Below are 26,215 nucleotides of genomic sequence, written 5' to 3'. Positions count from 1 at the left end.
CCACCCTGGAGCGGTGGCCCCCGTTCTCGCGTTTCCGCAGGTAGAAACGGTTCTCTGGGAGAACCTCGGGGTGGGGCGGGTGGGACTCGAACCCACGGCCGACGGATTATGAGTCCGCTGCTCTAACCGGCTGAGCTACCGCCCCTAACGGCGCGTCGCGCACAAATGTGCGCGCCGTCTGCCGCAGCATAGCCGCTCATACGATCTCCTGCCTCGGATGGTCGGCAACGCACAACCATGAGGACTGCGCTGCCCCTGCCCGGTTGCAGAAGTCGCGAAGAAGATCGTCGGAACATCGTCCAGGACACATGAAAAAGGACCCCGAGGGGCCCTCTTCCCGCATCTGCTCCCCCGGCTGGACTCGAACCAGCAACCCTCCGGTTAACAGCCGAATGCTCTGCCAATTGAGCTACAGGGGATCGCGCTCCCCCGACTGGACTCGAACCAGTAACCTGCCGGTTAACAGCCGGCTGCTCTGCCAATTGAGCTACAGGGGATTGCTGCGCGTGCACCGAACGTACCTACCCGGGGCGTCCCGGGGGGCGTGTGCTCGCTGCGACACATACATTAGCGCAAGCAGGGGGGTGCTCCGCCAATCGGTATGGGCCTGGGTGATCACGGGCCACGACGGGTAGGCGGCCTGCACCGACGCAAGGGAAGGGTGGCAGTCATGCGGTACAAGGTCACGTTCGTCCTTGGACTCGCCCTCGGCTACGTACTCGGCACTCGGGCCGGGCGTGAGCGGTACGAACAGCTGAAGAAGTCAGTGCGCGAGTTCTCCCAGAATCCCGCCGTGCGCAATGCCGCCGAGGCCGCGGCGCAGAACGGCCGCCAGGTGGCGGGCAAGGCCTTCCACGCGGTGAGCGAGAAGGTCGGGGACCGGGTGCCCGACTCCGTGGCCGAGCGGGTGCGCTCCCTGCGGGAGCGGACCGCGAGCGGTGAGGACGACTGGGGAACCACCAACACGTGACGTGATACCCCCGCGGGTGCGGCAGAATCTTCAGACATGGGGATAGTCGCCGGCTTGGACAGTTCGTCTGGATTCACGCGCATCGTGGTCTGTGACGCGGACACGGGTGCCGTGCTGCGCCAGGGATACGCGCCGCACCCCGTCGAGGCCAAGGCCACCGAGATCGATCCGCAGGCGTGGCTGCTCTCGCTCGGTGACGCCGCGGCCGGCGGACTCCTCGAAGGCGTGCGGGCCATCGGCGTCTCCGCACAGCAGCACGGCCTGGTCACGCTGGACGCGCAGGGCAATCTCGTACGGCCCGCGCTGCTCGGCAACGACAAGCGGGCGCAGGTCGCCGCCGCCGATCTGATCGATGCGCTGGGCGGGCGGCAGGCCTGGGCCGAGGCCGTCGGCTCGGTGCCGCAGTCCGCGCAGCCGGTCGCGAAGCTGCGCTGGATGGCGCGCTCCGAGCCCGAAGCGGCACAGCGCGTCGCGGGCATCATGCAGCCGCACGACTGGCTGGTGTGGCAGCTGCTCGGCCGGCCCGCCCGCAGGACCACCGACCGCGGCGGCGCTTCGTGCACCGGCTTCTGGTCTGCGGGTACCGGCTCCTACCGCACCGACCTGGTGGAGCTCGCGCTCGGGCACCAGTGCGCGCTGCCCGAGGTGCTCGGACCTGCCGAGGCGGCGGGGACGACGCCCGAGGGGCTGCTGATCTCCGCCGGGACCGGCGAGACGATGGCGGCGGCGTTCGGGCTCGGTGTCGGGGTCGGCGACGCGGTGGTGTCACTGGGCGCATCGGGCTCCGTGATGGCCGTGCACCATGAGGCGCTGGCCGACCCGAGCGGGCTGATTACGTCGTTCGCCGATGCGACCGGGATGCACCTGCCGGTCGTGCACACGCTCAATGCCGTACGGGCGCTGCGCGGCGCGGCCGAGCTGCTGGGGGCCGAGGGACTCGACGAGCTCTCCGCGCTGGCGACGAAGTCGACGCCCGGTGCGTCGGGGCTTGTGCTGTTGCCGTATCTGGAGGGCGAGCGCACCCCGCAACTGCCGCACACCGCAGGGACGCTGAGCGGTCTGCGCCGCGAGTCGATGAAGCCCGAGCATCTGGCGCGGGCCGCCTTCGAGGGCATGCTCTGCTCGCTCGCGGACGCCATGGACGTGCTGCGCGGGCGCGGGGTCGAGGTACGCAGGGTCTTTCTGCTGGGTGCGGCCGCCGAACTGCCCGCCGTACAGGCCGCGGCGCCCGCGATCTTCGGGGCGCAGGTCGTGGTGCCGCAGCCCGCCGACTATGCGGCGCTGGGCGCGGCCCGGCAGGCCGCATGGGCGCTCGGGGTCTCGCAGGGGACACTGTCGCCGGCCGTTCCGCCGGCCTGGCAGGGCGCGGCTGCGCAGATTTTCGGGCCGGGCGAGGAGCTGGCGGTGGGGCAGGCGGTGCGCCAGCAGTACGGAGCGACGCGGGACCAGATCCATCCCGGGGCGTTCAACCCGCCATCCTGACCCACGACATCTTGACCCTGCCTTGAATTAATGGCTTGAGGTTCCAGGGGTGGAGTGTCGGAAGATTGGGGTGACCCCAGATCTTGCCGACGAGAGACAGCGTGTGCTGATACGACTACTACGGACTCATCTGAGCCCGTACAGACAACCCATCGCCCTGCTGGTGGTGCTGCAGCTCCTACAGACCAGCGCCACCCTCTATCTACCCACTCTCAACGCGAACATCATTGACAGCGGTGTTGTCGAGGGGGACACCGGCTACATCCTCCGGGTCGGCGCTCTCATGATCGCCGTCAGCATCGTCCAGGTGCTCTGCAACATCGGAGCGGTCTTCTACGGAGCCCGGACGGCCGCCGCCCTCGGACGCGATGTCCGGGCCGCGGTCTTCGACCGGGTGCAGAGCTTCTCCGCCAGGGAGGTCGGCCACTTCGGGGCGCCGTCGCTGATCACCCGTACGACCAATGACGTCCAGCAGGTGCAGATGCTGGCCCTGATGGCGTTCACGCTGATGGTGTCGGCGCCGATCATGTGCGTCGGCGGCATCATCATGGCGCTCGGCCAGGATGTGCCGCTGTCGGCGGTGCTGCTCGCGGTGGTGCCGGTGCTGGGCATCGCGGTGTCTTTGATCGTCAAGAAGATGCGGCCCCTGTTCCGCACCATGCAGGAACGTCTGGACACGGTGAACCGGGTACTGCGGGAGCAGATCACCGGCAACCGCGTCATCCGCGCCTTCGTCCGGGACGAGTACGAGAAGGGGCGCTTCCGCGGGGCCAACACCGAGCTGACCGATGTGTCCCTGTCCACCGGCCGGCTGATGGCGCTGATGTTCCCGGCCGTGATGACGGTCGTGAACCTGTCGTCCATCGCGGTCGTCTGGTTCGGTGCCCAGCGGGTCGACAGCGGCGCGATCCAGATCGGCGCGCTGACCGCGTTCCTCGCGTATCTGATGCAGATCGTGATGGCCGTGATGATGGCCACCTTCATGTTCATGATGGTGCCGCGCGCCGAGGTCTGCGCCGAGCGGATCGAGGAGGTGCTGGGCACGGATTCGAGCGTGGTGCCGCCGGCCGAGCCGGTGCGGCAGCTGCGCCGTCGCGGGCATCTGGAGGTACGGGACGTGGAGTTCCGCTATCCGGGTGCGGAGGAGTCGGTGCTGCGCAGCGTCGGCCTGGTGGCCAGACCCGGCGAGACGACCGCGATCATCGGGTCCACGGGCAGCGGAAAGTCGACGCTGCTCGGGCTCGTACCGCGGCTGTTCGACGTGACCGGCGGCGAGGTGCTCGTCGACGGGGTCGATGTGCGCGAACTCGATCCCGTCCTGATGGCGAAGACGGTGGGGCTCGTTCCGCAGAAGCCGTATCTCTTCTCCGGGACGGTGGCCACGAATCTGCGGTACGGCAAGCCCGACGCGAGCGACGAGGAACTGTGGGAGGCGCTGGAAGTGGCGCAGGCCGCCGACTTCGTACGGGAGCTCGAAGGCGGGCTGAACGCGCCGATCGCGCAGGGCGGCACCAATGTCTCCGGCGGGCAGCGCCAGCGCCTCGCGATCGCCAGGACGCTGGTGCAACGCCCGGAGATCTATCTCTTCGACGACTCCTTCTCCGCGCTGGACTATGCGACGGACGCGGCGCTGCGCGGGGCGCTGGCCCTTGAGATCGCCGAGTCCACGGTGGTGATCGTCGCCCAGCGGGTGTCCACCATCCGGGACGCGGACCGCATCGTGGTTCTGGACGAGGGGCAGGTCGTGGGAAGCGGACGCCATCACGAGCTGATGGAGAGCAATGAGACCTACCGAGAGATCGTGCTCTCGCAGCTGACGGAGGCTGAGGCCGCATGAGCGGGCCGGGCGGACGGATGATGATGGGCCCCGTCGAGCGGTCCATGGACTTCAAGGGCTCGGGCAAACGGCTGCTGCGGCAGCTCGCTCCCGAGCGGATGACGCTGTGGGTGATGCTCGCGGCGTGTGTGCTGAGCGTCGCGTTCGCGGTGGTCGGGCCGAAGATTCTGGGGCAGGCGACCGACCTGGTCTTCGCGGGGGTCGTCGACCGGGAGATGCCGGCGGGGACCAGCAAGGAGCAGGCGGTCGCCGGCCTGCGGGACAAGGACCAGGGCGGGCTCGCCGACATGCTGTCCGGCGTTGACTTCACGCCCGGCGACGGCATCGACTTCACCGCCGTGGGCCATGTGCTGCTGGTGGCGCTGGTGGTGTATCTGGCCGCGGGTCTGCTGATGCTGGTGGCGACCCGGCTGTCGATCCGGGTGATCAACCGGACCGTCTACCGGATGCGCGAGGACGTACAGGCGAAGCTGTCGCGGCTGCCGCTGTCGTACTTCGACCGGGCCAAGCGGGGCGAGGTGCTCAGCCGGGCGACCAACGACATCGACAACATCTCGCAGACGCTCCAGCAGACGATGGGCCAGCTGATCAACTCGCTGCTGACCATTGTGGGCGTGCTGGCGATGATGTTCTGGATCTCGCCGCTGCTCGCGCTGGTCGCGCTGGTGACCGTGCCGGTGTCGGTGTTCGTGGCGACGAAGGTCGGCAAGCGCTCGCAGCCGCACTTCGTGCAGCAGTGGAAGTCCACGGGCAAGCTCAACGCCCATATCGAGGAGATGTACACCGGCCATGCACTGGTGAAGGTCTTCGGGCGGCAGGACGAGTCGGCCAAGGACTTCGCCGAGCAGAACGAGGCGCTGTACGAGGCGGGGTTCAGGGCCCAGTTCAACAGCGGGGTCATGCAGCCGCTGATGTTCTTCGTGTCGAACCTCAACTATGTGCTGGTGGCGGTCGTCGGCGGGCTGCGCGTCGCGTCCGGCGCGCTGTCGATCGGCGATGTGCAGGCGTTCATCCAGTACTCCCGGCAGTTCTCGATGCCGCTCACCCAGGTCGCTTCGATGGCGAACCTGGTGCAGTCGGGTGTCGCCTCGGCCGAGCGGGTCTTCGAGCTGCTGGACGCCGAGGAGCAGGAGGCCGACGAGCCGACGGGCGAGCGGCCCCGGCGTCCGCTCGGGCAGGTCTCGCTGGAGAAGGTCGCCTTCCGCTACGACCCGGAGAAGCCGCTCATCGAGGATCTCTCGCTGAGCGTGGAGCCGGGCCACACGGTCGCGATCGTCGGTCCGACCGGCGCGGGCAAGACGACGCTGGTGAATCTGCTGATGCGGTTCTACGAGGTCACCGGCGGCCGGATCAGCCTGGACGGCGTGGACATCGCGAAGATGTCCCGGGAGGAACTGCGGTCCGGGATAGGGATGGTCCTCCAGGACACCTGGCTGTTCGGCGGCACCATCGCGGACAACATCGCGTACGGCGCCTCCCGCGAGGTGACCCGGGCGGAGATCGAGGAGGCGGCGCGGGCAGCGCACGCCGACCGGTTCATCCGTACGCTCCCCGACGGCTACGACACGGTGATCGACGACGAGGGCTCGGGCGTGAGCGCGGGCGAGAAGCAGCTGATCACCATCGCGCGGGCGTTCCTGTCCGACCCGGTGATCCTGGTGCTCGACGAGGCCACCAGCTCGGTGGACACCCGTACCGAGGTGCTGATCCAGAAGGCGATGGCGCGGCTCGCCCACGGTCGTACGAGCTTTGTCATCGCGCACCGGCTCTCCACGATCCGGGACGCGGACGTGATCCTGGTGATGGAGAACGGCGCGATCGTGGAACAGGGCACGCATGCCGAGCTGTTGGCCGCGGAGGGGGCGTATGCGCGGCTGTACGCTGCGCAGTTCGCGCAGGCGGTGGTGGAGGTCGAGTAGGGCGGGGGCGGTGCGCCCGTAACCGGGGCTCCGCCCCGGACCCTCCCCCTACGCCCTGCGGGCGTGGGGGGGGACCCCCACCCCTCAATCGCCGGAGTGGCTGCATTTTCAGGCCGTCCGGCGATTGAGGCCGGGGGGTCTGGGGGGGCGGAGCCCCCAGTCAGTCCAGGTAGCCCCGCAGCTGGTCCGCGAACGCGTGGTCGCGCAGCTTGTTGAGGGTCTTCGACTCGATCTGGCGGATGCGTTCGCGCGTCACGCCGAAGATCCGGCCTATCTCTTCGAGCGTGCGCGGCCTGCCGTCCATCAGCCCGTAGCGCAGCTGCACCACCTTGCGCTCGCGCTCGCCGAGGGTGGAGAGCACCGCCTCCAGATGCTCACGCAGCAGCAGGAAGGCAGCCGACTCGACGGGGGACGCGGCATCGCCGTCCTCGATGAGGTCGCCGAGGGCCACATCGTCCTCCTCCCCCACCGGCGCATGCAGCGAGACCGGTTCCTGGGCGAGCCGCAGCACCTCGCTGACCCGCTCGGGCGCCAGGTCCAGCTGGACCGCGACCTCTTCGGGGGTGGGTTCGTAGCCGCGCTCCTGGAGCATCCGGCGCTGGACCCGGACGACCCGGTTGATCAGCTCGACGACATGGACCGGGACCCGGATGGTGCGGGCCTGGTCCGCGAGCGCCCGGGACATGGCCTGCCGGATCCACCAGGTGGCGTACGTGGAGAACTTGTAGCCGCGGGCGTAGTCGAATTTCTCAACTGCCCTTATAAGGCCGAGGTTTCCCTCCTGGACGAGGTCGAGCATGGTCAGGCCGCGGCCGATGTACCGCTTGGCCACGGAGACGACGAGCCGGAGGTTGGCCTCGATCAGCCGGCGCTTGGCCATCCGGCCCATGACCACCAACCTGTCGAGGTCGACAGCGAGTTGGGAGTCGTCGATGTCGGGGGTGTGGCCAAGCCGCTCCTCGGCGAACAGACCGGCTTCGACGCGGCGCGCCAGCTCCACCTCCTCGACGGCCGTGAGCAGCGGAATCCTGCCGATCTCCCGCAGATACTGGCGGAACAGGTCGGAGGAGGGGCCGCTCTCGACACGGCTGCCGGCCCGGGGGCCCGGGGGCTCGGGCACTTCCACCGGATCCTCGACAACGGTCTCCGGGACGGCTTCGGGCACGGTCTCCGGGTGAAGTACGGCCCGGCTCTGCGCGGGGACCTGCGCGGATACGGCCGCGACAGTTTCGGTCTCGGTCAGGGTCTGGGTCTGCACGGGGGCGACCTCCAGGGTGATCGCTGCCGGGTCGGGGGCGTGCGGCAGCGGGACGGGGGCGGCCGGGCCGCTTTCCGTCCCGTACACGATGAGCGGATCCGCGGGGGTGAGAGGCCCACTGTGGGTGGACCGGCCGCGCTCCGGGGACTCAGGCACCGCACCCCAGTGTGGGGTACGACACACAGCGTCCACGAGGGGCGTGCGGCGACTTTTTGAGTCCAGTGCGTGACCGGGCGGTTACCGAAGCAGGATCTGCGGTCGACCGGACAGGGTCTAGAGGGCGGCTGCGCCTTGGTTGCGCAGGGACTGTGCGTACTGCTGGAGAACCCAGAGTTCGCCCTGTACGGCAGTGTGGTGCTCGGGGTCGGCGTGCTGGCCGAGGCGGGCGAGGGTGCCCTGGACCTCACGGATACGCCGGTCGACCGCACGCAGGCGGACCTGCACGAGCTGGACTCCGGCATAGCTCTCGTCGACGGTCCTCGCGTGGACGGCTTCCACCGCGAGCTCGGTGACCAGCGCGCGCACCGTATCGTTCGCGGCGGCCTCGCGGACCCGCGCGAGGTACTCCGGGGTGTCCTGGGTGCCCTGTTCGGCGCCGCCCGCCTCGGCGATGGTCTGGCGGACCGCGGCGTACGGCGGGGCGGTGAACTCGTCGACTCCGTACGCGTCGAAGGCCGGTGAGACCAGCTCCGGGTGCTGGAGCGCCAGCTTCAGCAGCTCGCGTTCGGTGCGGTGGGCGGGGCTGCGGAGATTGAGGGCGGGGCCGGACGGCACGGCCGGGGCCTGGACCTGCTGTGCTGCGGTGTTACGGGAGGGAGCCGGGCCGCGGCCGCCGCGGTCACGGGCCCAACGCGCCAGCTGCGCAACGCGCTTGACCACGAACTGCGTGTCGAGGATGCCGAGGATGCCGGCCAGCTGCACCGCCGACTCGTGCTGGATGGCGATGTTCTTGATGCCCGCGACGATCGGCGCGGCCTCGTCCAGCGCGGCGGCCCGGCCCGCGGGCGTCTCCAGATTGTGGCGCTGCACGCTGTGGCGGATCGCGAACTCGAAGAGCGGGGTGCGCGTTTCGACCAGTTTCTGCACCGCGTCGTCGCCCTCCGCGAGGCGCAGCTCGCAGGGGTCCATGCCGCCCGGGGTGATCGCGATCGAGGTCTCGGCGGCGAACTTCTGGTCGTCCTCGAAGGCTCGCAGCGCCGCCTTCTGGCCGGCCGCGTCGCCGTCGAAGGTGAAGATCACCTCGGCGGTGGCGTTGTCCATCAGCAGCCGGCGGAGGATCTTGATGTGGTCGCCGCCGAAGGCCGTGCCGCAGGTGGCGATGGCGGTGGTGACCCCGGCCAGATGGCAGGCCATCACGTCCGTGTAGCCCTCGACGACCACGGCCCTGCTGGTCCTGGCGATCTCCTTCTTGGCGAGATCGATGCCGTAGAGCATCTGGGACTTCTTGTAGATGCCCGTCTCAGGGGTGTTGAGGTACTTCGGCCCGTTGTCGCTCTCGTACAGCTTGCGCGCTCCGAAGCCGACGACATCGCCCGAGATGTCGCGGATCGGCCACATCAGGCGGCCGCGGAACCGGTCGATGGGCCCGCGGCGGCCGTCCTGGGAGAGGCCGGAGAGGATCAGCTCCTTGTCGCTGAAGCCCTTGCCGCGCAGAAAGCGGGTGAGGTGGTCCCAGCCCTGCGGGCTGTACCCGACGCTGAAGTGCTGGGCCGCGGCCTGGTCGAAGCCGCGCTCGGCAAGGAACTTGCGGCCCGTCTCGGCCTCGGCGCTGTTCTCCAGCTGCTCGATGTAGAACTGCGCGGCGATCTTGTGCGCCTCGACCAGGCGGATGCGCTCGCCCCGCTGATGGCTGGGGTTGTACCCGCCCTCCTCGTAGCGCAGGGTGATGCCCGCCGTCGCGGCAAGGCGCTCGACCGTCTCGGAGAAGGAGAGATGGTCGATCTTCATCACGAAGGCGATGGTGTCGCCGCCCTCCTGGCAGCCGAAGCAGTGGAAGAGACCCTTGCTCGGGCTGACCTGGAAGGAGGGGGACTTCTCGTCGTGGAAGGGGCAGAGCCCCTTGAGGTTGCCGCCGCCGGCGTTGCGCAGCTGGAGGTACTCGGAAACGACGGCGTCGATCGGGACCGCGTCCCGTACCGCCTTCACGTCGTCATCGTTGATCCTGCCTGCCACGCGTGAAGTCTACGGTGGCGCGGTGACACTCCCGTCAGCCGTGGAGGGAAGTGAGCGCCGCGGACGGGTCGGAGAGCGCCTCGGGGTCCACCGGGGTGCCGGAGCGGATCAGCTGCTGGATGGGGTCGGTGACGTCCCACACATTGACGTTCATCCCGGCGAGGACCCGGCGGTCCTTCAGCCAGAACGCGATGAACTGCCGCTTTCCGACGTCTCCGCGCAGCACCACCTGGTCGTACGAACCGGGCGGCGCCCAGCCCGAGTACTCCAGGCCCAGGTCGTACTGGTCGGAGAAGAAGTACGGAATGCGGTCGTAGGAGACCTCCTGGCCGAGCATGGCGCGCGCGGCGGCCGGGCCGCCGTTGAGGGCGTTCGCCCAGTGCTCGACGCGCAGCCGGGACTCGAGGACCGGATGGTCGGCGGCCGCGACGTCGCCCGCGGCGTAGATGTCGGGGTCGGAGGTGCGCAGGCTCGCGTCGACGGCGATGCCGCCGCCGTGCGCCCGGTCGGCCATGTCGAGACCGGCGGCTTCGGCGAGCGCCGTGCGCGGGGCGGCGCCGATCGCGGCGAGGACGGCGTGGGCGGGGTGCTCGTCGCCGTCGTCGGTACGGGCCGCGAGCACCATGCCGTCCTGACCCGTGATCTCGGTCAGCCGGGCGCCGAAGTGGAAGCGGACGCCGTGCTCGCGGTGGAGTTCGGTGAAGACCTGGCCCAGCTCGGGGCCGATCACGTGGTGCAGGGGGGTGGCTGACGGCTCGACGATGGTGACCTCGGCGCCGTAGCCGCGGGCGGCCGAGGCGACCTCCAGGCCGATCCAGCCGCCGCCCGCGATGACCAGCTGGCCGTTGTCGCGGCCGAGCGCGGCGAGTACGTTCCGCAGCAGGTCGGCGTGGGCGAGGCGGCGCAGATGGTGGACGCCGGCCAGCGCGGTGCCCGGGATGTCCAGGCGGCGCGGCTCGGCGCCGGTGGCGAGCAGCAGTTTGTCGTAGTGCAGAACGGTGCCGTCGCCGAGCCGGACGGACTTGGCCTCGCGGTCGACCGCGACGACGGTCTGGCCGAGGTGCAGTTCGACATCGGCCTGGGCGTACCAGGCGGGTTCGTGCACGAAGACGCTGTCGCGCTCCTCCTTGCCCGACAGATAGCCCTTGGAAAGCGGCGGCCGTTCGTAGGGGTGGTCGCGTTCGTCACCGATGAGGATCACTCGTCCGGTGAACCCCTCGGCGCGGAGGGTCTCGGCCGCCTTGGCCCCGGCAAGCCCACCGCCGACGATGACGAATGTCCGATGTGCGTCGACCACTTGATGCCTCCTCTTTGCTTTTACGCTGCGCAGCCTTCAGCGAGCGTCCCGCACGGAGCGTGATGGCGGAAGAGGGAGTGGCCCGGGCGTGTCATCCCGGACGCGCCGCGGCCGCCTCTCCCGGCTGTTCAGCGGCGGGCCGTGAGGTCGGTGTGCAGGGTGCGCGCCGAGGCGTCCGTGAGGGAGGCGAGCTGGTCGACGATCACCCGCTTGCGGGCACGGTCGTCCGGTGCGGTGTCGAACAGTGCGCGGAACTGCGGGTCGAGGGCGTCGGGTGCGCGGGCCGTCATCGCCTCGGCCAGCGCGGCGAGCACGATGCGCTGGTCGGCGCGGAGCGCCTCCTGCTCGGCGCGCTGCATCACATAGCGGTCGGCGACGGCCTTGAGCACCGCGCATTCGTTGCGCGTCCCGCGCGGCACGACCAGCTCGGCCGCGTACCGGGTGAGCCGCCCCGATCCGTACGCCTGGCGGGTCGCTCCCTCGGCGGCGAGGCAGAACCGGCCGATGAGCTGGCTGGTGGCGTCCTTCAGCCGGGCCTGCGCGACGGCCGAGCCGTCGTAGTGGTGCGGCCACCACTCCTGGTCGACGAGCCGGTCCAGGGCCTCGGCCAGCTCCTGCGGATCGGTGTCCTCCGGTACGTACCGGCCGATCGCCACCCGCCAGATGTCGCTGCGCTCGGGCTCGGCGATGAGGAGGTTGGGGTCGATGTGGCCGGCGTGCAGACCGTCCTCGAAGTCGTGCACCGAGTACGCCACGTCGTCGGACCAGTCCATGACCTGGGCCTCGAAGCACTTGCGGTATGCCGGGGCTCCCTGGCGGGCCCATTCGAAGACCGGCAGGTCGTCCTCGTAGACGCCGAATTTCACCGAGTCGGGATCGGTGGGGTGCCCGCCGCGCGGCCACGGGTATTTGGTGGCGGCGTCCAGGACGGCCCGGGTGAGATTGAGGCCGACGCTGACAAGATCCCCGCTCCCGTCGTGGACAAAGCGCTTGGGCTCGATACGGGTCAGCAGGCGCAGTGACTGGGCGTTGCCCTCGAAGCCTCCGCAGTCCTTGGCGAAGTCGTTGAGGGCCTGCTCGCCGTTGTGCCCGAAGGGCGGGTGGCCCATGTCATGGGCGAGGCAGGAGGCCTCGACGAGGTCGGGGTCGCAGCCGAGGGCCGCGCCGAGCTCGCGTCCGACCTGGGCGCACTCCAGGGAGTGGGTGAGCCGGGTGCGGGGGCTGGCGTCCCAGGCCAGGTTGCGCGTGCCGGGGGTGACCACCTGCGTCTTGCCGGCGAGCCGGCGCAGCGAGGCAGAGTGCAGCACGCGTGCGCGGTCGCGCTGGAAGGCGGTGCGGCCGGGGCGCTTGTCCGGCTCGGGAGCCCAGCGCGCGGTGGCCGCCTCGTCGTACGCGCCGTCGAAGGAGCCGCTGCCTGATGAGGTGGTGCCGGTGGTGCCTGCCATGCACCGAAGGTAACCGGAGCCGGTGGCAGTCGGGCGATGAGGTGGCTCACGCGGTGGCGAGTTCGCGCCACTGACCGGTGTACGAGGACGAGGACGAGGTCGGGTCCGGGGTCACCGCCGCTGTCGAGGCCGGGGGCGTCGTGGTCAGGGCGTCGTCGTAACGCTGGAGCACCAGCCGGGCGAGGGCCGGGTGGGCGCCCAGCGGGGCGGCGGCGATCCAGGGCGCGGCGGCGGCGCTGGCGGCGGCGAACTGGCCCGGGAAGGCGAAGTAGGAAGCGACGGCGATGCGGTGGCGGCCGCGGGCGGTGAGCGCGCGTATGGCGGCGGGCACGGTGGGCGAGACGGCGGAGGCGTAGGCGGGGATGACGGGCACGCCCCCGAGACGCTCGCTGAGCAGGTCCGCCATCCGGCGGGCGTCGGTCGCCGAGTCGGGATCGCGGGATCCGGCGGCGGCCAGAACGACTCCTGCGCTGCGGTTCGCGCCGTCCTCGGGTCGCCAGCCGGCCTTGGCCAGGCGGGAGCAGAGGGCCTCGACGAGGAGGGGATGCGGGCCGAGCGGGGCGGCGATGCGGATGTCCGCGCCGACCACTGCCGCGGCGGACTGCGGCAGATCGTGCTTGACGTGGTGGCCGCGGCCGAGCAGCAGGGGCACGAGGACGGCCCGGACGCCTTCGGCACGCTGCTCGGCCTCGACGGCGGCGAGGGTGTCCGGCAGCAGTGGCTCGTTCAGTTCGATGTGGCCGAGGCGGACGTCGAGTCCGGGGCGCAGTTCGCGGACCCGCTCCAGCAGCCGGGTGACCGTGTGCAGGGCGCCTGCGTCGCGGCTGCCGTGGGCGACGGCGACGAGGGTGGGCCTTGATATCTGGGGCATGCGCCTGCGGCTTCCGTTCAGTGTGACGTGGCTGAGTTGAGTGCCCAGCTGGTCCGTGATGCGCGAGAGCAGCTGCGCGGTGCTGTCGAGAGGGCCGGCGTCGAGGGGAGTTCTCTCGAGCCGGGGCGGGTCGAGGGGCAGGGACTCACGAAGGTGTGCCGACTCCGTCATGCACCGATCCTGACGGGCGCAGGTTGCGAGGTCGTTGCGTGAGGGTGACGAGTGTTTTCCACGGGCTCACCGGCTGCCCGGCGGCGTTGTCAGACCCGTCACCTACTGTGATCGACATCGGAACCGGAACGTCGGGGAGGCGGTCTCGCCATGGGCTGGATCGAGACGGAGGGCGGCGGATACGCCGTGACGCTGGACGGCACAAAGCTGCTGTGCAGAAATGCGGCGGGGCGGGCCTTGAAGCAGGTGCCGGCGAAGCTGCGGGACGACGCCGAGGTGGTGCGGCTGCGGCAGCTCGCCGAGTGGCTGGAGCGGCACGAACGGGAGTGCCGGGAGCAGGTGGACACCTGGCTGGTGCGCTCGCTGCCGGTGCCGGTGGCGCTGCTGGCGCGGGTGTGGCCCGACACGGCGTGGCAGACGGCCCTGCGCGATCTGGTGGTGGCACCGGTCGGGGCCGACGGGACGGCCGGCATGGAGCGCGCCGGGTTTCTGCGGGACGCGGACCCCGAGAAGGGCGCGGGCATCGTCGACCTGGACGGCGACTCGGTGCGGCTGGAGTGCGAGACGGTGCTCATACCGCACCCGGTGCTCCTCGAAGACCTCGACGATCTGCGGGAGTTTGCCGTGGAGCTGGAGGTCGAGCAGGGCGTGGAGCAGCTGTTCCGCGAGGTGTGGCGGCGGCCCGAGGAGGCGCGCGGCCACGACTGGCAGACATACGCCAACGGAAAGTTCGAGCAGCTGCGGCACGCGACCACGCGCGCGGTCCAGCTGGGCTACCGGGTGCGCGGCGGCCAGGCGGTGTGCCCGCTGGTGGAGGACGGCCGGCCGCTGGAGGCGGCGTACTGGGTGGGGGACGACTATCCGGACGGGGAGACGCTGACCGGGGCGCTGGAGTGGCGGGACAGGGACGGCCGGCGGCTGCCGCTCGCCGAAGTGGGGCCGGTCGCCTGGTCGGAGGGTGAGCGGATGGCAGCGCTGGTGTACGCGGGCCGGGTGGTCGCGGACGACGAGGAGGGGCGGCTGTGAGCACCGCACGGAGGACGACACGGGGATCGGTGGAAGACGGGCTGCTGGAGGCCGGGGCGGTGCTGCCGCTCGGCGCGGGAAGACGCCGGAAGAAGGGGCGGGGCGACGAGCTGACGGCGCGGGCGTACGGACACCCGGCGCTGGAGGGCCGCACGGTGGTGCGGCTGGTGCCGGAGGCGATCGCACCCGCCGAGGACCTGGCCCTGGAGTATCTGGGGTTCGCCGGCTCCGGGTCGGCACCGGTGGGCCGGGTGAAGCGGCAGTCGCTGGGCTTTCCCGCCTGGGCCCTGGTCCACGACCCGGACAACGGCCATCATGCGCTCGCCGTGGTCAAGGAGATGGAGCGGCTGGCGCGGCTGGTGACGACCAAGCCGGGACTCGCCAAGGAGGGCTTCGACGAGATCGGCGAGCGGCTGGACCGTTCCGTGCCGCACTTCCTGCCGACCTTCTACGAGCAGGCGGCGCGGCTCTTCCTGGCCGCCGAGTCGCGGCAGCACGCATCGGTGTTCTTCGGCAAGGCGCGGGCCGCCGAGCAGCGGCATGCGCTGGCGGTCGACGAGGAGCGGTTGCGGGAGGTCTTCCTGGAGTTCGCCGGGGCAGGCGCGCTGAGCGGCAAGGCCCTGCGGGAGTACGCGAAGGGGCTGGCCGCGCGGCTGTCGGCGCCGGCGGCGTACGCGGAGTTCAGAGCCGTGTCCGCGGAGCGGTGCGCGGCCGGACTCACCCCGTACGCGGGCATGATTGAGGATCTGCGGCGGCTCGCCAAGGCAGCGGGTCTCGACGCCGCGGCCGAGGAGCGCGCGCTGATCGCGGAGATCATCCACACGGGCGCGATGAACCGCGCGGCGGGGAGCTTCTGGAAGTCGGCGCTGCCCGCGCTCGCCGCTGTCGCCGCCGAGGACATCGCCGTACGGGAGCGGCTGCTGGCGCTGCTGCCCGTGACGAGCGGTGACAGCCCTGAGCAGTTCGACGAGGAATGGCTCGCGCTGCTGGACCGGTGCGGGGCGATCGGGCTGCTGCTCGACGGGACGGTTCCGGCGGCCGAGTGGCTGTCGTCGTGGGCCCGCCACCGCCAGCGTGGCTGGCGCGGCATGAAGCGGCTGGCGGCCGACCTGACGCTGCTGGAAGGGCTGGCGGACCGGCTGATCGCGGACGGCACACCGCTCAAGCTGCTGCGCGGCGGCGGCTGGCGCACCACCGTCGACGTCGATCTCCTCGACCTCGCCCTGGCGCTCGGCGTTCCGGTCGAGTCGCCGTCGGACGGCATGGAGAACCTGGAGCTGGCGCCCTGGCTGTCCGACGAGCGCGAGGGGCGCAGGGATCTCGCGGCGCTGGCGGCCGACGCCCGGTTCGCGCCACTGCTGCGCGGCGGAATCGAGCGGCTGGCAGGCACCCATGAGGCCGCCATCCAGCTGCAGCGGATCGCGGAGCACCCGGCGCTGCGCACGGCGCTCGCGGGCTGGCTCACCGACCGGGCCGACGATCTGTCGCAGCCGCTCGGACTGCCGGGTCTCGACCGGCTGCTCGGCCGGCTGACCCACTTCTCCGCACCGTCCGTGCTGGCGACGGCTCCCGAGGCCGTGGCGCGGATCACCGCCGTCGACCCCGCCGGCGCGCTGGCGCGCACCCTGCGCGCGGGCATCCTCGACGAGCTCGGCTGGCCCGCGCTGGAGGCGGCCGCCCCAGAGCTCGGCAAGGTCGACCCCAAGGCCTCCGGCCAGCGGTACGGCCGCAGCGTCGACGAGTGGTACCGCCTCTCGGACGCCTGGCCCGCTCTTGTCGTACGGGTCGGCATGCAGGCCGCCGCGGTGGGGCCGGACGCCGTGCTCGACCGGCAGACGCTCTCCCTGCCGGTGCCTTCGTCGCACTATTGGGACGTGCCCACGGTCCGTTACATCGGCGGCCAGTGGCTGGTGGCCAACGGCCACGGCGACAGCCGCCGGGCCCGCTGGTCGGGCAGGGCGGCCGAGGTGTTCAAGCCCGCGGGCGAGCTGAACGACCACTGGATCGCGTACCAGACCCCCTCGCTTCAACTGCCCGACGGCAGCCGCACGTTCGGCGGGCGGCCGATCCACGCCGGCGACACCTCGTTCGCTGCGGAGCGGCGGCCGGTCGCTTCGGACGGCATCTCGGTGTGGGTGCTGCACGAGGGCAAGTGGTGGGAGTACGACCCGGAGTCGGCCCGCAGGGGCCGGATCTCGGTGCCCGCCTTCTTCGACTCGGCGCTGGCCGAGGGCACGGGCACACTGCTGGAACACTCCTGCCGGCTGCTGCCCGTACAACCAGGCATGGAGTCCTCGCCGTTCGGCAGCAAGGACGGACTGCTCGGCTGGTGGGTGCGGTACGACCCGCAGGCCCGGACGCTCACCGCCTGCTCGGTGGACGGCAGCCGCAGCCCGGCCGTCGAGATCCCGGCGGGCAGCAGGTTCGAGCATGTCACGCACGGCATTCCGCTGCCGCCGCTGCGACTGCCGGGCGGAGCCGTCCTGCATCCGCGCGAGGAGCGCGGCCATGACGCGAAGGTCGAGCTGTACGACACGGACGGCATCTGCCTGGCCACGCTCCAGGAGGGTGACCACGGCAGGGCGCATGCCGCGGGGACCCCGCTGGTGCCGCCGATCGGCTACTGGCACGCGCTGCGGCCACGCGACGAGCGGGGCTCGGCCGCGCTGCGGCAGGTGACGGAGACAGAGGCCGGGGCGCTGCTCGCGGCCGTCGCACAGGGCGCGAAGCCGGACGCCGCCGTACGGCAGGTGCTGCCGGAGATCACCCACCCGGGGCTGCTGGCGGGCGTGGCCGGTCTGGTGGAGGAGGCGGCCCGGCACGGCAAGCGCATCGGCGTCCTCGCGGAGCATGCGACGAAGGGGCAGCGGGACCCGGCCGCGGACGAGGCGCGGGAGCAGGCCGTACAGCATGCGTACGACGGCAGGCTGCGCGATGTGCTCGCCGCTTTCATGGGCTCCAAGCACTTCTACGCGGCGCACGGCTGGGAGCGCAGCACCACCACGGCCGTGGATCAGCTCCGGCTGCTGCGCGGGGTGCTGGCGCCCGGTGCCGATGACGCCAAGGTGGCGCTGACCGGCACCAGCGTCGGCTGGCTGACCCTTCCCGGCGCCGGTATGGCGGCGATCGCCGTGCGCGCGGCAGCGCCGGCGACCGAGGACGCGGACCGGGCTGCTCTGCTGGAATTCCTCGATGCGGCGCTGGAGGTACGGGCGGACGGCGACGCGGTCCTCATCGACCCGCGCGGGCGGCTGCGGCTCGTCCAGCTGAAGGCGGAGCGGACCTCGCACGGCGATCAACTGCTGGGCACGGTAAGGCACTCGGAGTCGCGGCGGCTGCTGATCGTCGCCTGCCAGCGCGTCGAGGACGAGCACGCGTTCTGGAACGGCATCGAGTACGACCCGGCCGGGTCCTTCGGTGCCTGGGACGGCTTCGCGCTCGTCGAGTCGGAGGTGCTGGGCACGGCCGGCGACCCGGTACGGGCGGACGCGGTGCGCCGGCTGGTGGACGGCGTGCGGGAGCGGGGTCCGCTGCCGTACCGGCCGGAGCAGGCGCAGGAGTTCGCCGAGCGGGTCGGGGTCGGCGCGGTGACGGGTGCGCTGCTGTCTCTCGGCGTGCCCGGAGTCGGCGAGTACGGCAGGGACGGCCTGCTGGCGGCCGAGTATCTCGTGCCGCTGGGTGCCAAGAGCGCTCAGGCGCAGACGGGACGGGCAGTCTTGAGCGCGCTGACTCCTGCCGAACGGCAGGTGTTCACCGGCCTGTTGCTGCCGGTCGAGCCCGCGCGGGTGGACGAGCTGTGGACGAAGGGCTTCGATCTGGAGCCGCTCACGGAGGCCTGGCTGGCGGCGCGCGGCAAGCGGCGCACCGCGCCCGCCTGGCTGATCACCCGCGTGGTCGCGGAGATCGGACCGGGCACAATCCTCGACTCGGTACTCAACCCGGAGACGCAGAGCCAGCTCACCGGCCGCACGGAACAGCACTCCGACGGCGGCGGGATGATTCCGGCGGAGCCGCAGAAGATGTTCACCGGCTCCATGATGAGTTCGTACGTCACCGTGCTGCGCTGGCTGGCCTACCGGCTGCCGTACGGCGATCCGCTGCGCGAGATCCTGCCCCTCACGCTGCGGATGGTGCGCGAACGCATGGCCGATCCCGGGCTGCTGCTCGATCTCGGTGTCGACTGGGACATCGACGGGAACGCGACCTCGGCGAAGCTGCGGGAGACCTACGCACTGCCGCTGAAGCGCGAAGGCGCCGACAAGGACGGGGTGGTCGAGCTCTCGGACGCGTTGGTGCTCGCGCCGATGCGGTACCGGGCGGAGTGGGACTCGGTGTGGGTGCGGCCCGCGGCTCTGCTGGGCGAGGGCGGGGGGCCCGACCATCCCGCGCTCAAGCTGCTGGCGGGGATCACCCGGGAGACGCCCGGGCTGACGTCGTTGCGTGCGGTGCTGAGCGATGAGTTCACGGCACTGGTGGCGGCCGACGGACCGGCGGGTGCTCCGCAGTGTCCATCGCGCAGCGCCCCGGAGTTGGTGGGGCAGGCTGCTGAGCGGTACGGGCTGTCGGAGGATGCGGCCGCGCTGTATCTGATGCTGCTGGCGCTGCCCGATCCGACCGACCGGAACCAGGCGGAATGGACCGGCTGGAAGACCGCCCGGCTGAAGGCGGCACGGGCGGAACTGGCCGCCACCGACCTGGTGGTGGAGGCCAAGCGCGCCCGCGCGGGGCGTTCGCTGTTCCTGCCCGGCGGCTGGCTGGAGCAGAGAACACCGCGGCTGCCCGCGGAGAGCTGGAAGGCGGCGCTCCTGCCGTGGGATCTGTACGGCTTCGTGGTGCCGGACCGTCCGGTGGCGCTGCTGTTCGCGGCGGCGTGGCAGCGGGTCGTGGACGGCGATGCGCCGGGGTTCGAGGAGTTCAAGGGCCGTAGCGGCAGGGGAGGTTCGCGATGAGCGAGAACACCGTGGATGTGGGGCGGGCACGGCAGGTGGAGCTGCCCGAGGACCGGTACGGCGAGGAGCTGGCCTTCCTCGCCGCGTACGACGCCGGGCCGAGGCCGCCCGGGTGGCGGATGACACCGCGCGCCGCCGTGCTCTTCGTCTGCGGTTCGGACGGCGAAGCGCTCCGGTCGGCCGACGGTCAACAGCTCGGCGTCTCACGGAAGTTCGTGGGCGACCGCGCCCTGGTCGAGCGGTGCGTGGTGACACTGGCGGGCGAGCGCGGGCTGCTGCTCGTCGGCAAGCCCGGCACGGCCAAGTCGATGCTGTCCGAGCTGCTGGCCGCCGCGGTGTGCGGCACCAGCACGCTCACCGTGCAGGGCACCGCGGGCACCACCGAGGACCAGCTGCGGTACGGCTGGAACTACGCGATGCTGCTGGCCAAGGGCCCGAGCCGGGAAGCCCTGGTGCCCTCGCCGGTCCTCACCGCGATGACCCGCGGCGCGGTCGCCCGGGTCGAGGAGGTCACCCGCTGTCTGCCCGAGGTACAGGACGCGCTGGTCTCGCTGCTCTCCGAGCGCCGGATGTCCGTGCCCGAACTGGCCGGCGGCGACGGAGCGGACGGGACCGTGCACGCCGTGCCGGGCTTCACCCTCATCGCCACGGCCAACCTCCGCGACAAGGGCGTCTCCGAGATGTCCGCGGCGCTGAAGAGACGGTTCAACTTCGAGGAGGTCGGACCGATCGGCGACCTCGACGCCGAGACGGCGCTGGTGCGCGGGCAGGCCACGGCGGCGCTGGCGCGTACCGGCGCGGCCTTCGGGGTGGACGAGGCGGTGCTCGAGGCGCTGGTGACCGCGTTCCGGGACCTGCGGACCGGGCGCAGCACCGAGGGCTGGGAGGTGGAGCGTCCTTCGACGGTCATGTCGACGGCGGAGGCGGTGCACGTGGCCACCTCGATGGGTCTTGGCGCGGCGTATCTGAGCGACGGGCGTGATGTCGTACGCACCCTGCCCGGGCATCTGCTCGGCACGGTCCGCAAGGACGATCCGGCAGACCACGCACGGCTGTTGGGGTACTGGGACGGTCCGGTGCGGCGACGGGCGGAGGGCGGGGCGCCGCTGTGGCGCACCCTGTGGGAGCTGCGCGATGAGCTCTCCTGAGCCGGACCCCACCGGTGCGCTGGCTGCGCTCGCGGGGTGCCGCGACCCGTATCTGATCGGGGTGCGGCACCACTCCCCAGCGCTGGCGGCGGCCGTTCCCGCGTTGCTGGACGAAGCGGCGCCGGAGGTGCTGTTCGTCGAGTTGCCGGAGGAGTTCGCGCCGTGGCTGGAGCACCTCGCCGACCCGGCGACGGTGCCGCCGGTCGCTCTGGCGGGCAGCGGGGCCGGGCTGGTGTTCCTGCCCTTCGCGGAGTTCTCGCCCGAGCTTGCGGCGATCCGCTGGGCGCGGGAAGCGGGCGTGGAGGTGGTGCCGTTCGATCTGCCGCTGGGCGCGCGCTCGCAGGGGGACGCCGATCCGGTGGACCCCGGTCCGGGGGCGGGGTCGATCGCGGCCGCGCGGCGGGCCAGGGCCGGGGGGCGGCCCGGTGACGATCTGTGGGACCGGCTGGTGGAGGCGACCGCTCCCGGTTCGGGCGCACAGGCGCTGCGGCGTGCCGCGCTGATGGTCGGCTGGGCGCTGCGTCGGGACGCGGGCGCGGTGGACCCGTACGACCTGCGGCGCGAGGCGAACATGCGGCGGCGTCTTGCGGAGCACCCGGGGCGGCGGGCGGCGGCGGTCATCGGGGCGTTCCACGCGCCCGCGCTGACGGCCGCGCTCACGGCCGACGGCGGCCTGCCCGAGCCGCCGCCGACGGACCGCGCCGAGGTGGTGACGTCCCTGGTGCCGTACTCGTACACGCTGCTCGACGAGCGGTCCGGATATCCGGCCGGGATCCGCGACCCGGAGTGGCAGCGCGGCGTCTTCCACGCCGCGGGCGATCCGGCGCGGCTGGACGAGCTGCTGACCTCCACCGCCGTACGGATCTGCGCGACCGTACGGGACGCCGGTCACCCCAGCGGGCCTGCCGACGCCCGTGAAGTGGTGCGGGTCGCCAGAGACCTGGCGTCGCTGCGCGGCCTTCCCGCCGCCGGGCGGGGCGAGCTGGCGGAGGCGGCGCAGACCGTGCTCACCCAGGGACGTCTGCTGGGGCGGGGCCGGGTCGTGGCCGCCGCGATGGAGCAGGTGCTGGTCGGCAGACGGCAGGGCAGGCTGGCACCGGGCACGCCGCGTTCGGGGCTGGGGCCGGCGGTGGAAACGCTGCTCGGCGAGCTGAAACTGCCCGGTCCTGACGCGCCCGGGCAGCGCGATCTGCGCCTGGACATGCTCCGTTCCGAGCTCGACCGGCGGCGCGAGATCTGTCTGCGGCGGCTCGCGGTCTGCCGCGTTCCGTACGGGGACGAGTCCGCTGTCGCCGGCACGGGCGACGCGGCCGCGCTGACCACGCGGTGGGCCGTGGCCTGGTCCCCGTCGACGGCCGCGATGCTCGATGTGGCGAGCGTGCACGGGGTCACGCTGGAGCAGTCCGCGGCCGGGATGCTGCGGCAGCGGCGCGCCGAGGAGCGGCGGCAGGGCGGGCCGACTGCCGCTCAGGCGCTCGACGGTCTTGCGGAGGCCGCGCGGTGCGCCCTTCCCGGCCTCGCCTCGGAACGGCTGACCGAGACTGCCGAGCTGCTCCCGGCCACCGGTAGCCTGCCCGAACTGCTCGCCGGGATGGCCCTGTTGGACCGGATCAGATCCGGGCATGTGCCGGGGCTCGACGCCAGGTGGGAGCGGGGCGCGGTCGACGCGGCCTACGAGGAGTTGGCCGCGGCAGGGGTGCGCGCGCTCGACGGCCTTGCGGGCTCCACCGAACCGGACGACGCCCGCGCTCTGGTCGCGCTCGCCGGGCGCGCCGCCGAGGTGGGCGGGGTCCTGCGCCTCGCGGACGCGCTGACCCGGCTGGAGGCGGAGGCGACGCCGCTGATACGGGGTGCGGCGGGCGCGGCGCGGGTGCTGCTGGGGCAGCGGGACCCGGGCGATTTCGGTGCCCGTCTGGCCTCACGGGCGGACGGCGCGACATCGGCGGAGCTGCGCGCGGGACTGACCGAGTTCCTGCGCGGCACCCTGCTGGCGGCGAGTCCGCTGCTGGAAACGGGCCGCGCGCTGGACCCGCTGCTGGAACGGGTGGAGTCGCTGCCGGACCGGGCGTTCCTGGACCGGCTCCCCGCGCTGCGGGCGGGCTTCGACACCCTGTCTCCGGCGGCCAGATCCCGCCTCCTGTCGGTGGTGGAGGACCGCACGGGCACGGCGGCGGGCACGCTCTCGGGCCCGGTGACCGACCCGGCGGTGCTGGCGCTCCTTGCGTCGGCGGACCTGGCGGGCCGCGAGGCCCTGGCGGTACGGGGGCTGGCGGTACGGGGGCTGGCGGTACGGGAGTTGGTGCGGGCGGGGTCGGGCACCCCGGATCGCCCGGCCGAGGAGGCGAACCCCGCGGTCGGCGCGCCCGCACCCGCACCCGCGCCCACGCCCGCACCCGCGCCCACGCCCACGCCCACGCCGACGCCCGCGTCCACGTCCACGTCCCCATTCGCGTCCACATCCGGGACGGGGACCGGGGCCGACGGGCTCACTCCCGGTGAGCGATGGCGGCTTCTCCTGGGACGGGGACGGGAGTTGTCCGGGCCCGGGGCGCGTATTGCCGCCGCGCTCGACGAGTTGTACGGAAGCGGCCGCGGCGAGGGCTCCCGGGGCGAGGACGGGAATGACGGCTTCGGTTCCGGCGGCGGGAGCGAGGCCCCCTATCCCGATGTGCGTGCCTGGTCGGACGAGCTCGCCGCGCTCTTCGGTCCCGGGGTGCGCGAGGAGGTGCTCGCCGCGGCCGCCGACGCGGGCCGGCTCGACGCCGCGCTGGAGCTGGACCCCGCCGCCGCCCGCCCCTCCGTCGAGCTGCTGCGCACCGTCCTGTCCTACGCGGGCGGTCTGCCCGAGCAGCAGCTCGCCCGCCTCAGACCTCTGGTGGCCCGGCTGGTGCGCGAGTTGACCGAGGCCCTCGCCAACCGGCTGCGTCCCGCCCTCACCGGGCTCGCCCATCCACGTCCCACCCGTCGCCCCGGCGGCCCGCTGGACCTCCCCCGTACCCTGCGGGCAAATCTGGCGACGGCCCGCCGGGACGCGGTCACCGGCGCGGTGACGGTCCTGCCGGAACGGCCCGTCTTCCGTACCCGGGCCCGCAGATCGACGGACTGGCGGCTGGTGCTCGTCGTCGACGTCTCGGGCTCGATGGAGGCCTCGACGATCTGGTCCGCGCTCACCGCGTCCGTGCTGGCCGGAGTCCCCGCCCTGAGCACGCACTTCGTCGCCTTCTCCACCGAGGTGCTCGACCTCACCGACCATGTGGACGACCCGCTGAGCCTGTTGCTGGAGGTCCGAGTCGGCGGCGGCACAAGCATCGCCCGCGGACTGCGGCACGCCCGCGAGCTGGTGACCGTGCCGTCCCGCACCCTGGTCGTCCTGGTCAGCGACTTCGAGGAGGGCGGTCCGATCGGCCCGCTCCTTTCGGAGGTACGGACACTGATCGACGCCGGCTGCCATGTCCTGGGCTGCGCCTCGCTGGACGACAAGGGCCTACCGCGCTACTCGGCGGGCGTGGCGGGCCGGTTGGTGGCGGCGGGCATGCCGGTCGCGGCACTCAGCCCTCTGGAGCTGGCCCGTTGGGTCGGCGAACGCGTAGGAGGTACGCACCGGTGACGACGAACCCTTCCCCGGGACTGCCCCCGGTGGCCGCCGAGGTGGCGGCCGGGGCGCTCGACCTGCTCCCGGCGAGGCTGCGCAAGCGCGTGGACGGCGCGTTGGCGAAGGCGGCGGCGTGGCCGGTGGAGGCCACGCCCGACGGCGTTCGCGTCAGGGTGGACGACGACACGGCGGTGACGCTGAAGGTCACGGACGGCATCGTGGCGCACGCGGCCGACGCGGCGTGCGACTGCCTGCTGGCCCCGGCGTGCCTGCACCGCGCGGCGGTCCTGTCCCTGACACCGCTCGCGGAAACTGCGCCGCTCACGGAGGACGCGCTGCCCGGGCAGGAGGCGGCGCCCGCGGAGGACGCGGCTGCCTCGGCGGACGCGCCACCCGGGCAGGAGCCAGCACCGGCTGTGCACGCCGCGACCGCACGGGCCCAGGCTCCCTCGGAGCACGCCGCGACCGCACAGGCCCAGACTCTCTCGGAGCACGCCGAGGGCACAGGCGCAGGCACAGGCGCGGGCTCGGGCACAGTCCGCATGCCCAACGCCCGGACCACCGTCGCCGGGACGCCCCCGGCCGCACACCTCACCCCCGCCCAGACCACCGCCCTGCGTGCCCTCCACTCCGCCACAACGGCCGTTCTGGTGAGCGGAGTTACCGGTGGGGGTGCCGTACAGCGTGCCGAGTTGCTCCATGCCGCCCACTCCGCGCGCCTCGCCGGGCTGCATCTGCCGTCCGCCGCCGCGGTCCGCATCGCGCGGCGGCTGGGCGAGGCGCGTTCCGAGGATCCGGCGTTCCGGCTGTCCGAGCTGTCGGCCGAACTGGCTGGGCTGCTCGATCTCGTACGGCGGCCGGCCGACGCTGTCACACCCGCGCGCCGCGCCTACGAACCGGCCAAGCCCCTGCGCCTGTACGGCCTGTTCACCGAGCCGGTCGTCACAGCCTCCGGCTATGCGGGGGCGACCACCTACGCCGTTGCGCCCGACGGCACCCTCCGCACCGTCTCGGACGTCGCGCCCGGCGGGCCCGAGCGGGCGGCTCAGGCGGCGGGTTCGCCGGTGCCCGGCGGATGTGCGCTGCCGCTGCGCGAGTGGGGCGACGGCGGCGGAGTGATCCTCACCAACCCGACGGTGTCCCCGGACGGCCGGATCGGCGGGGGCTCGCGCGTCCGCTCCGTACGGGCGACCGGAGCCCAGTGGCATGAGCCACCGCTCGACGCACTCTGGCAGCAGCCGCCCGCGGCTCAGCTCGCGGCCGCCCTCGACCGGCTGGCCCAGCCCGCCGACACCCGCCCCGCGGGCAGCGACCTGCTCTTTCTGACCGGGACGATCAGTGACGGCGGCTTCGCCGTCACCGAAGGCCCGGCCCTGCGACTGCTCGCCCCGGACGAGCGGCCCGAGCTGCCGTACGCGGAGAATCTGCGGCTGCTCGGCGTGCGCCCCGGGCTCGCTCTGCGGCTGATCGCCCGGGCCGTTCCCGACCGCCCTGGCGGCGTCCATGCCCTCGCCGCCGCCTGGACCGGGCACGACGGCGAGACGGTCCGCGCGGACCTCGGCCTGCGTCGGCTGAACCGTTCCCACATACCGGCACAGACCGCCGCCGCGCCGGCACAGGCCGCCGCCATCCCGGCACGGGCCACCGCCACATCCGGACAGGCCCCTGCCCCGAGCGTCGGCGACCGGCCGCTTCCCGCCGCGCCGCCCGCTCTCCCCCTGGAGCTGGACCTGCTGCGCCGGGCCGTCGACCGTACGGTCGCCGGCGGCCGCGCGGTCACCGCCGCATCGGCCGACGGCGAACTCCCGCGCAGACTGCGCGCCGTGGGCCTGACCACGGGCGCGGAGTGCGCGCGCGCCCTCGCCGAGGCGGCCGCGGACCGCCGCCATGACGCGCTCGGGCGGCTGCTGCCCGCCGACCCGGACGCCTTCGCGGCGGCCTGGCTGGCGACGGCGGTCTACTCATCGGCGGCGGCCAGATCCCTGCTGCTGGCCGCCTGGTCTGCGCCGGGAACGAACCGATCAGCCCCTCCGCGCGTCTGACCAGGCGTGAAGCGACCAAGACTCACCTTGCGACTG

General features: G+C 72.4%; 14 protein-coding genes and 3 tRNA genes. 9 read left to right on the top strand and 8 right to left on the bottom strand.

Annotation, left to right across the window (positions count from 1 at the left end; all coding sequences use genetic code 11):
- Window positions 1-71: 71 nt before the first annotated feature.
- From ACQEVG_RS06380 to ACQEVG_RS06370, 3 genes are all read right to left on the bottom strand, one after another.
- Window positions 72-145: transfer RNA gene (locus ACQEVG_RS06380), tRNA-Ile, on the bottom strand.
- 201 nt (window positions 146-346) lie between these two features.
- Window positions 347-419, bottom strand: a tRNA-Asn gene (locus tag ACQEVG_RS06375).
- 5 nt (window positions 420-424) lie between these two features.
- Window positions 425-497 (bottom strand) — tRNA-Asn (locus ACQEVG_RS06370).
- A gap of 173 nt (window positions 498-670) precedes the next feature.
- Between ACQEVG_RS06370 and ACQEVG_RS06365 the strand changes: the two genes are divergently transcribed.
- The 4 genes from ACQEVG_RS06365 to ACQEVG_RS06350 all read left to right on the top strand — a co-directional run bounded on the left by ACQEVG_RS06365 (window position 671) and on the right by ACQEVG_RS06350 (window position 6,208).
- The gene (locus tag ACQEVG_RS06365; RefSeq protein WP_432978305.1) at window positions 671-970 is read left to right on the top strand and encodes a YtxH domain-containing protein; all 300 of its coding nucleotides are present in this window, start codon (window positions 671-673) and stop codon (window positions 968-970) included.
- A gap of 36 nt (window positions 971-1,006) precedes the next feature.
- On the top strand, window positions 1,007-2,452 hold the full coding sequence (locus ACQEVG_RS06360; protein WP_432978302.1) for an FGGY family carbohydrate kinase: 1,446 nt from the start codon (window positions 1,007-1,009) through the stop codon (window positions 2,450-2,452).
- Between the two features lie 103 nt (window positions 2,453-2,555).
- Window positions 2,556-4,289, top strand: coding sequence for an ABC transporter ATP-binding protein (locus tag ACQEVG_RS06355; RefSeq protein ID WP_432985113.1), 1,734 nt, complete (start codon window positions 2,556-2,558; stop codon window positions 4,287-4,289).
- Window positions 4,286-6,208 (top strand): ABC transporter ATP-binding protein, encoded by a 1,923-nt coding sequence (locus tag ACQEVG_RS06350; RefSeq protein ID WP_432978299.1) that lies wholly within the window; start codon window positions 4,286-4,288, stop codon window positions 6,206-6,208. Before ACQEVG_RS06355 ends, ACQEVG_RS06350 begins: the two co-directional genes overlap by 4 nt.
- Window positions 6,209-6,368: 160 nt before the next feature.
- Here the strand turns inward: ACQEVG_RS06350 and ACQEVG_RS06345 are convergent, their stop codons facing one another.
- The 5 genes from ACQEVG_RS06345 to ACQEVG_RS06325 form a co-directional block, all read right to left on the bottom strand.
- The gene (locus ACQEVG_RS06345; RefSeq protein ID WP_432978296.1) at window positions 6,369-7,622 is read right to left on the bottom strand and encodes an RNA polymerase sigma factor; all 1,254 of its coding nucleotides are present in this window, start codon (window positions 7,620-7,622) and stop codon (window positions 6,369-6,371) included.
- A 117-nt stretch (window positions 7,623-7,739) separates the two neighbouring features.
- The gene (dnaG, locus tag ACQEVG_RS06340) at window positions 7,740-9,638 is read right to left on the bottom strand and encodes a DNA primase (RefSeq protein ID WP_432978293.1); all 1,899 of its coding nucleotides are present in this window, start codon (window positions 9,636-9,638) and stop codon (window positions 7,740-7,742) included.
- Between the two features lie 34 nt (window positions 9,639-9,672).
- Window positions 9,673-10,935 (bottom strand): NAD(P)/FAD-dependent oxidoreductase, encoded by a 1,263-nt coding sequence (locus ACQEVG_RS06335; protein WP_432978290.1) that lies wholly within the window; start codon window positions 10,933-10,935, stop codon window positions 9,673-9,675.
- Window positions 10,936-11,063: 128 nt separating this feature from the next.
- On the bottom strand, window positions 11,064-12,380 hold the full coding sequence (locus ACQEVG_RS06330; protein WP_432978287.1) for a deoxyguanosinetriphosphate triphosphohydrolase: 1,317 nt from the start codon (window positions 12,378-12,380) through the stop codon (window positions 11,064-11,066).
- Between the two features lie 46 nt (window positions 12,381-12,426).
- Window positions 12,427-13,422, bottom strand: a complete 996-nt coding sequence (locus ACQEVG_RS06325) for a sirohydrochlorin chelatase (RefSeq protein ID WP_432978284.1) — start codon at window positions 13,420-13,422, stop codon at window positions 12,427-12,429.
- Window positions 13,423-13,572: 150 nt separating this feature from the next.
- Here ACQEVG_RS06325 and ACQEVG_RS06320 point away from each other — a divergent pair, with 150 nt between their 5' ends.
- Genes ACQEVG_RS06320 through ACQEVG_RS06300 form a run of 5 tightly spaced genes read left to right on the top strand, consistent with a single transcriptional unit; the run spans window position 13,573 to window position 26,179 of the window.
- Window positions 13,573-14,448: a DUF4132 domain-containing protein gene (locus tag ACQEVG_RS06320; RefSeq protein WP_432978281.1), complete on the top strand. Its 876-nt coding sequence runs from the start codon at window positions 13,573-13,575 to the stop codon at window positions 14,446-14,448.
- Window positions 14,445-19,397 (top strand): hypothetical protein, encoded by a 4,953-nt coding sequence (locus ACQEVG_RS06315; RefSeq protein ID WP_432978278.1) that lies wholly within the window; start codon window positions 14,445-14,447, stop codon window positions 19,395-19,397. The genes ACQEVG_RS06320 and ACQEVG_RS06315 overlap by 4 nt, the downstream gene beginning before the upstream one ends.
- Window positions 19,394-20,545: an ATP-binding protein gene (locus ACQEVG_RS06310; protein ID WP_432978275.1), complete on the top strand. Its 1,152-nt coding sequence runs from the start codon at window positions 19,394-19,396 to the stop codon at window positions 20,543-20,545. The genes ACQEVG_RS06315 and ACQEVG_RS06310 overlap by 4 nt, the downstream gene beginning before the upstream one ends.
- Window positions 20,532-24,152 carry a vWA domain-containing protein gene (locus ACQEVG_RS06305; protein WP_432978272.1) on the top strand — a complete coding sequence of 1,207 codons (3,621 nt, stop codon included), beginning with the start codon at window positions 20,532-20,534 and terminating at the stop codon, window positions 24,150-24,152. The genes ACQEVG_RS06310 and ACQEVG_RS06305 overlap by 14 nt, the downstream gene beginning before the upstream one ends.
- The gene (locus tag ACQEVG_RS06300) at window positions 24,149-26,179 is read left to right on the top strand and encodes a hypothetical protein (RefSeq protein WP_432978269.1); all 2,031 of its coding nucleotides are present in this window, start codon (window positions 24,149-24,151) and stop codon (window positions 26,177-26,179) included. The genes ACQEVG_RS06305 and ACQEVG_RS06300 overlap by 4 nt, the downstream gene beginning before the upstream one ends.
- The last annotated feature ends 36 nt before the right edge of the window (window positions 26,180-26,215 follow it).

The organism is Streptomyces sp. CA-135486 (assembly GCF_050936555.1).
In the GTDB taxonomy this organism is placed as follows: Bacteria; Actinomycetota; Actinomycetes; order Streptomycetales; family Streptomycetaceae; genus Streptomyces.
The sequence above is the reverse complement of the archived record's forward strand: the minus strand, read 5'-3'. Positions and strand labels throughout refer to the sequence as shown.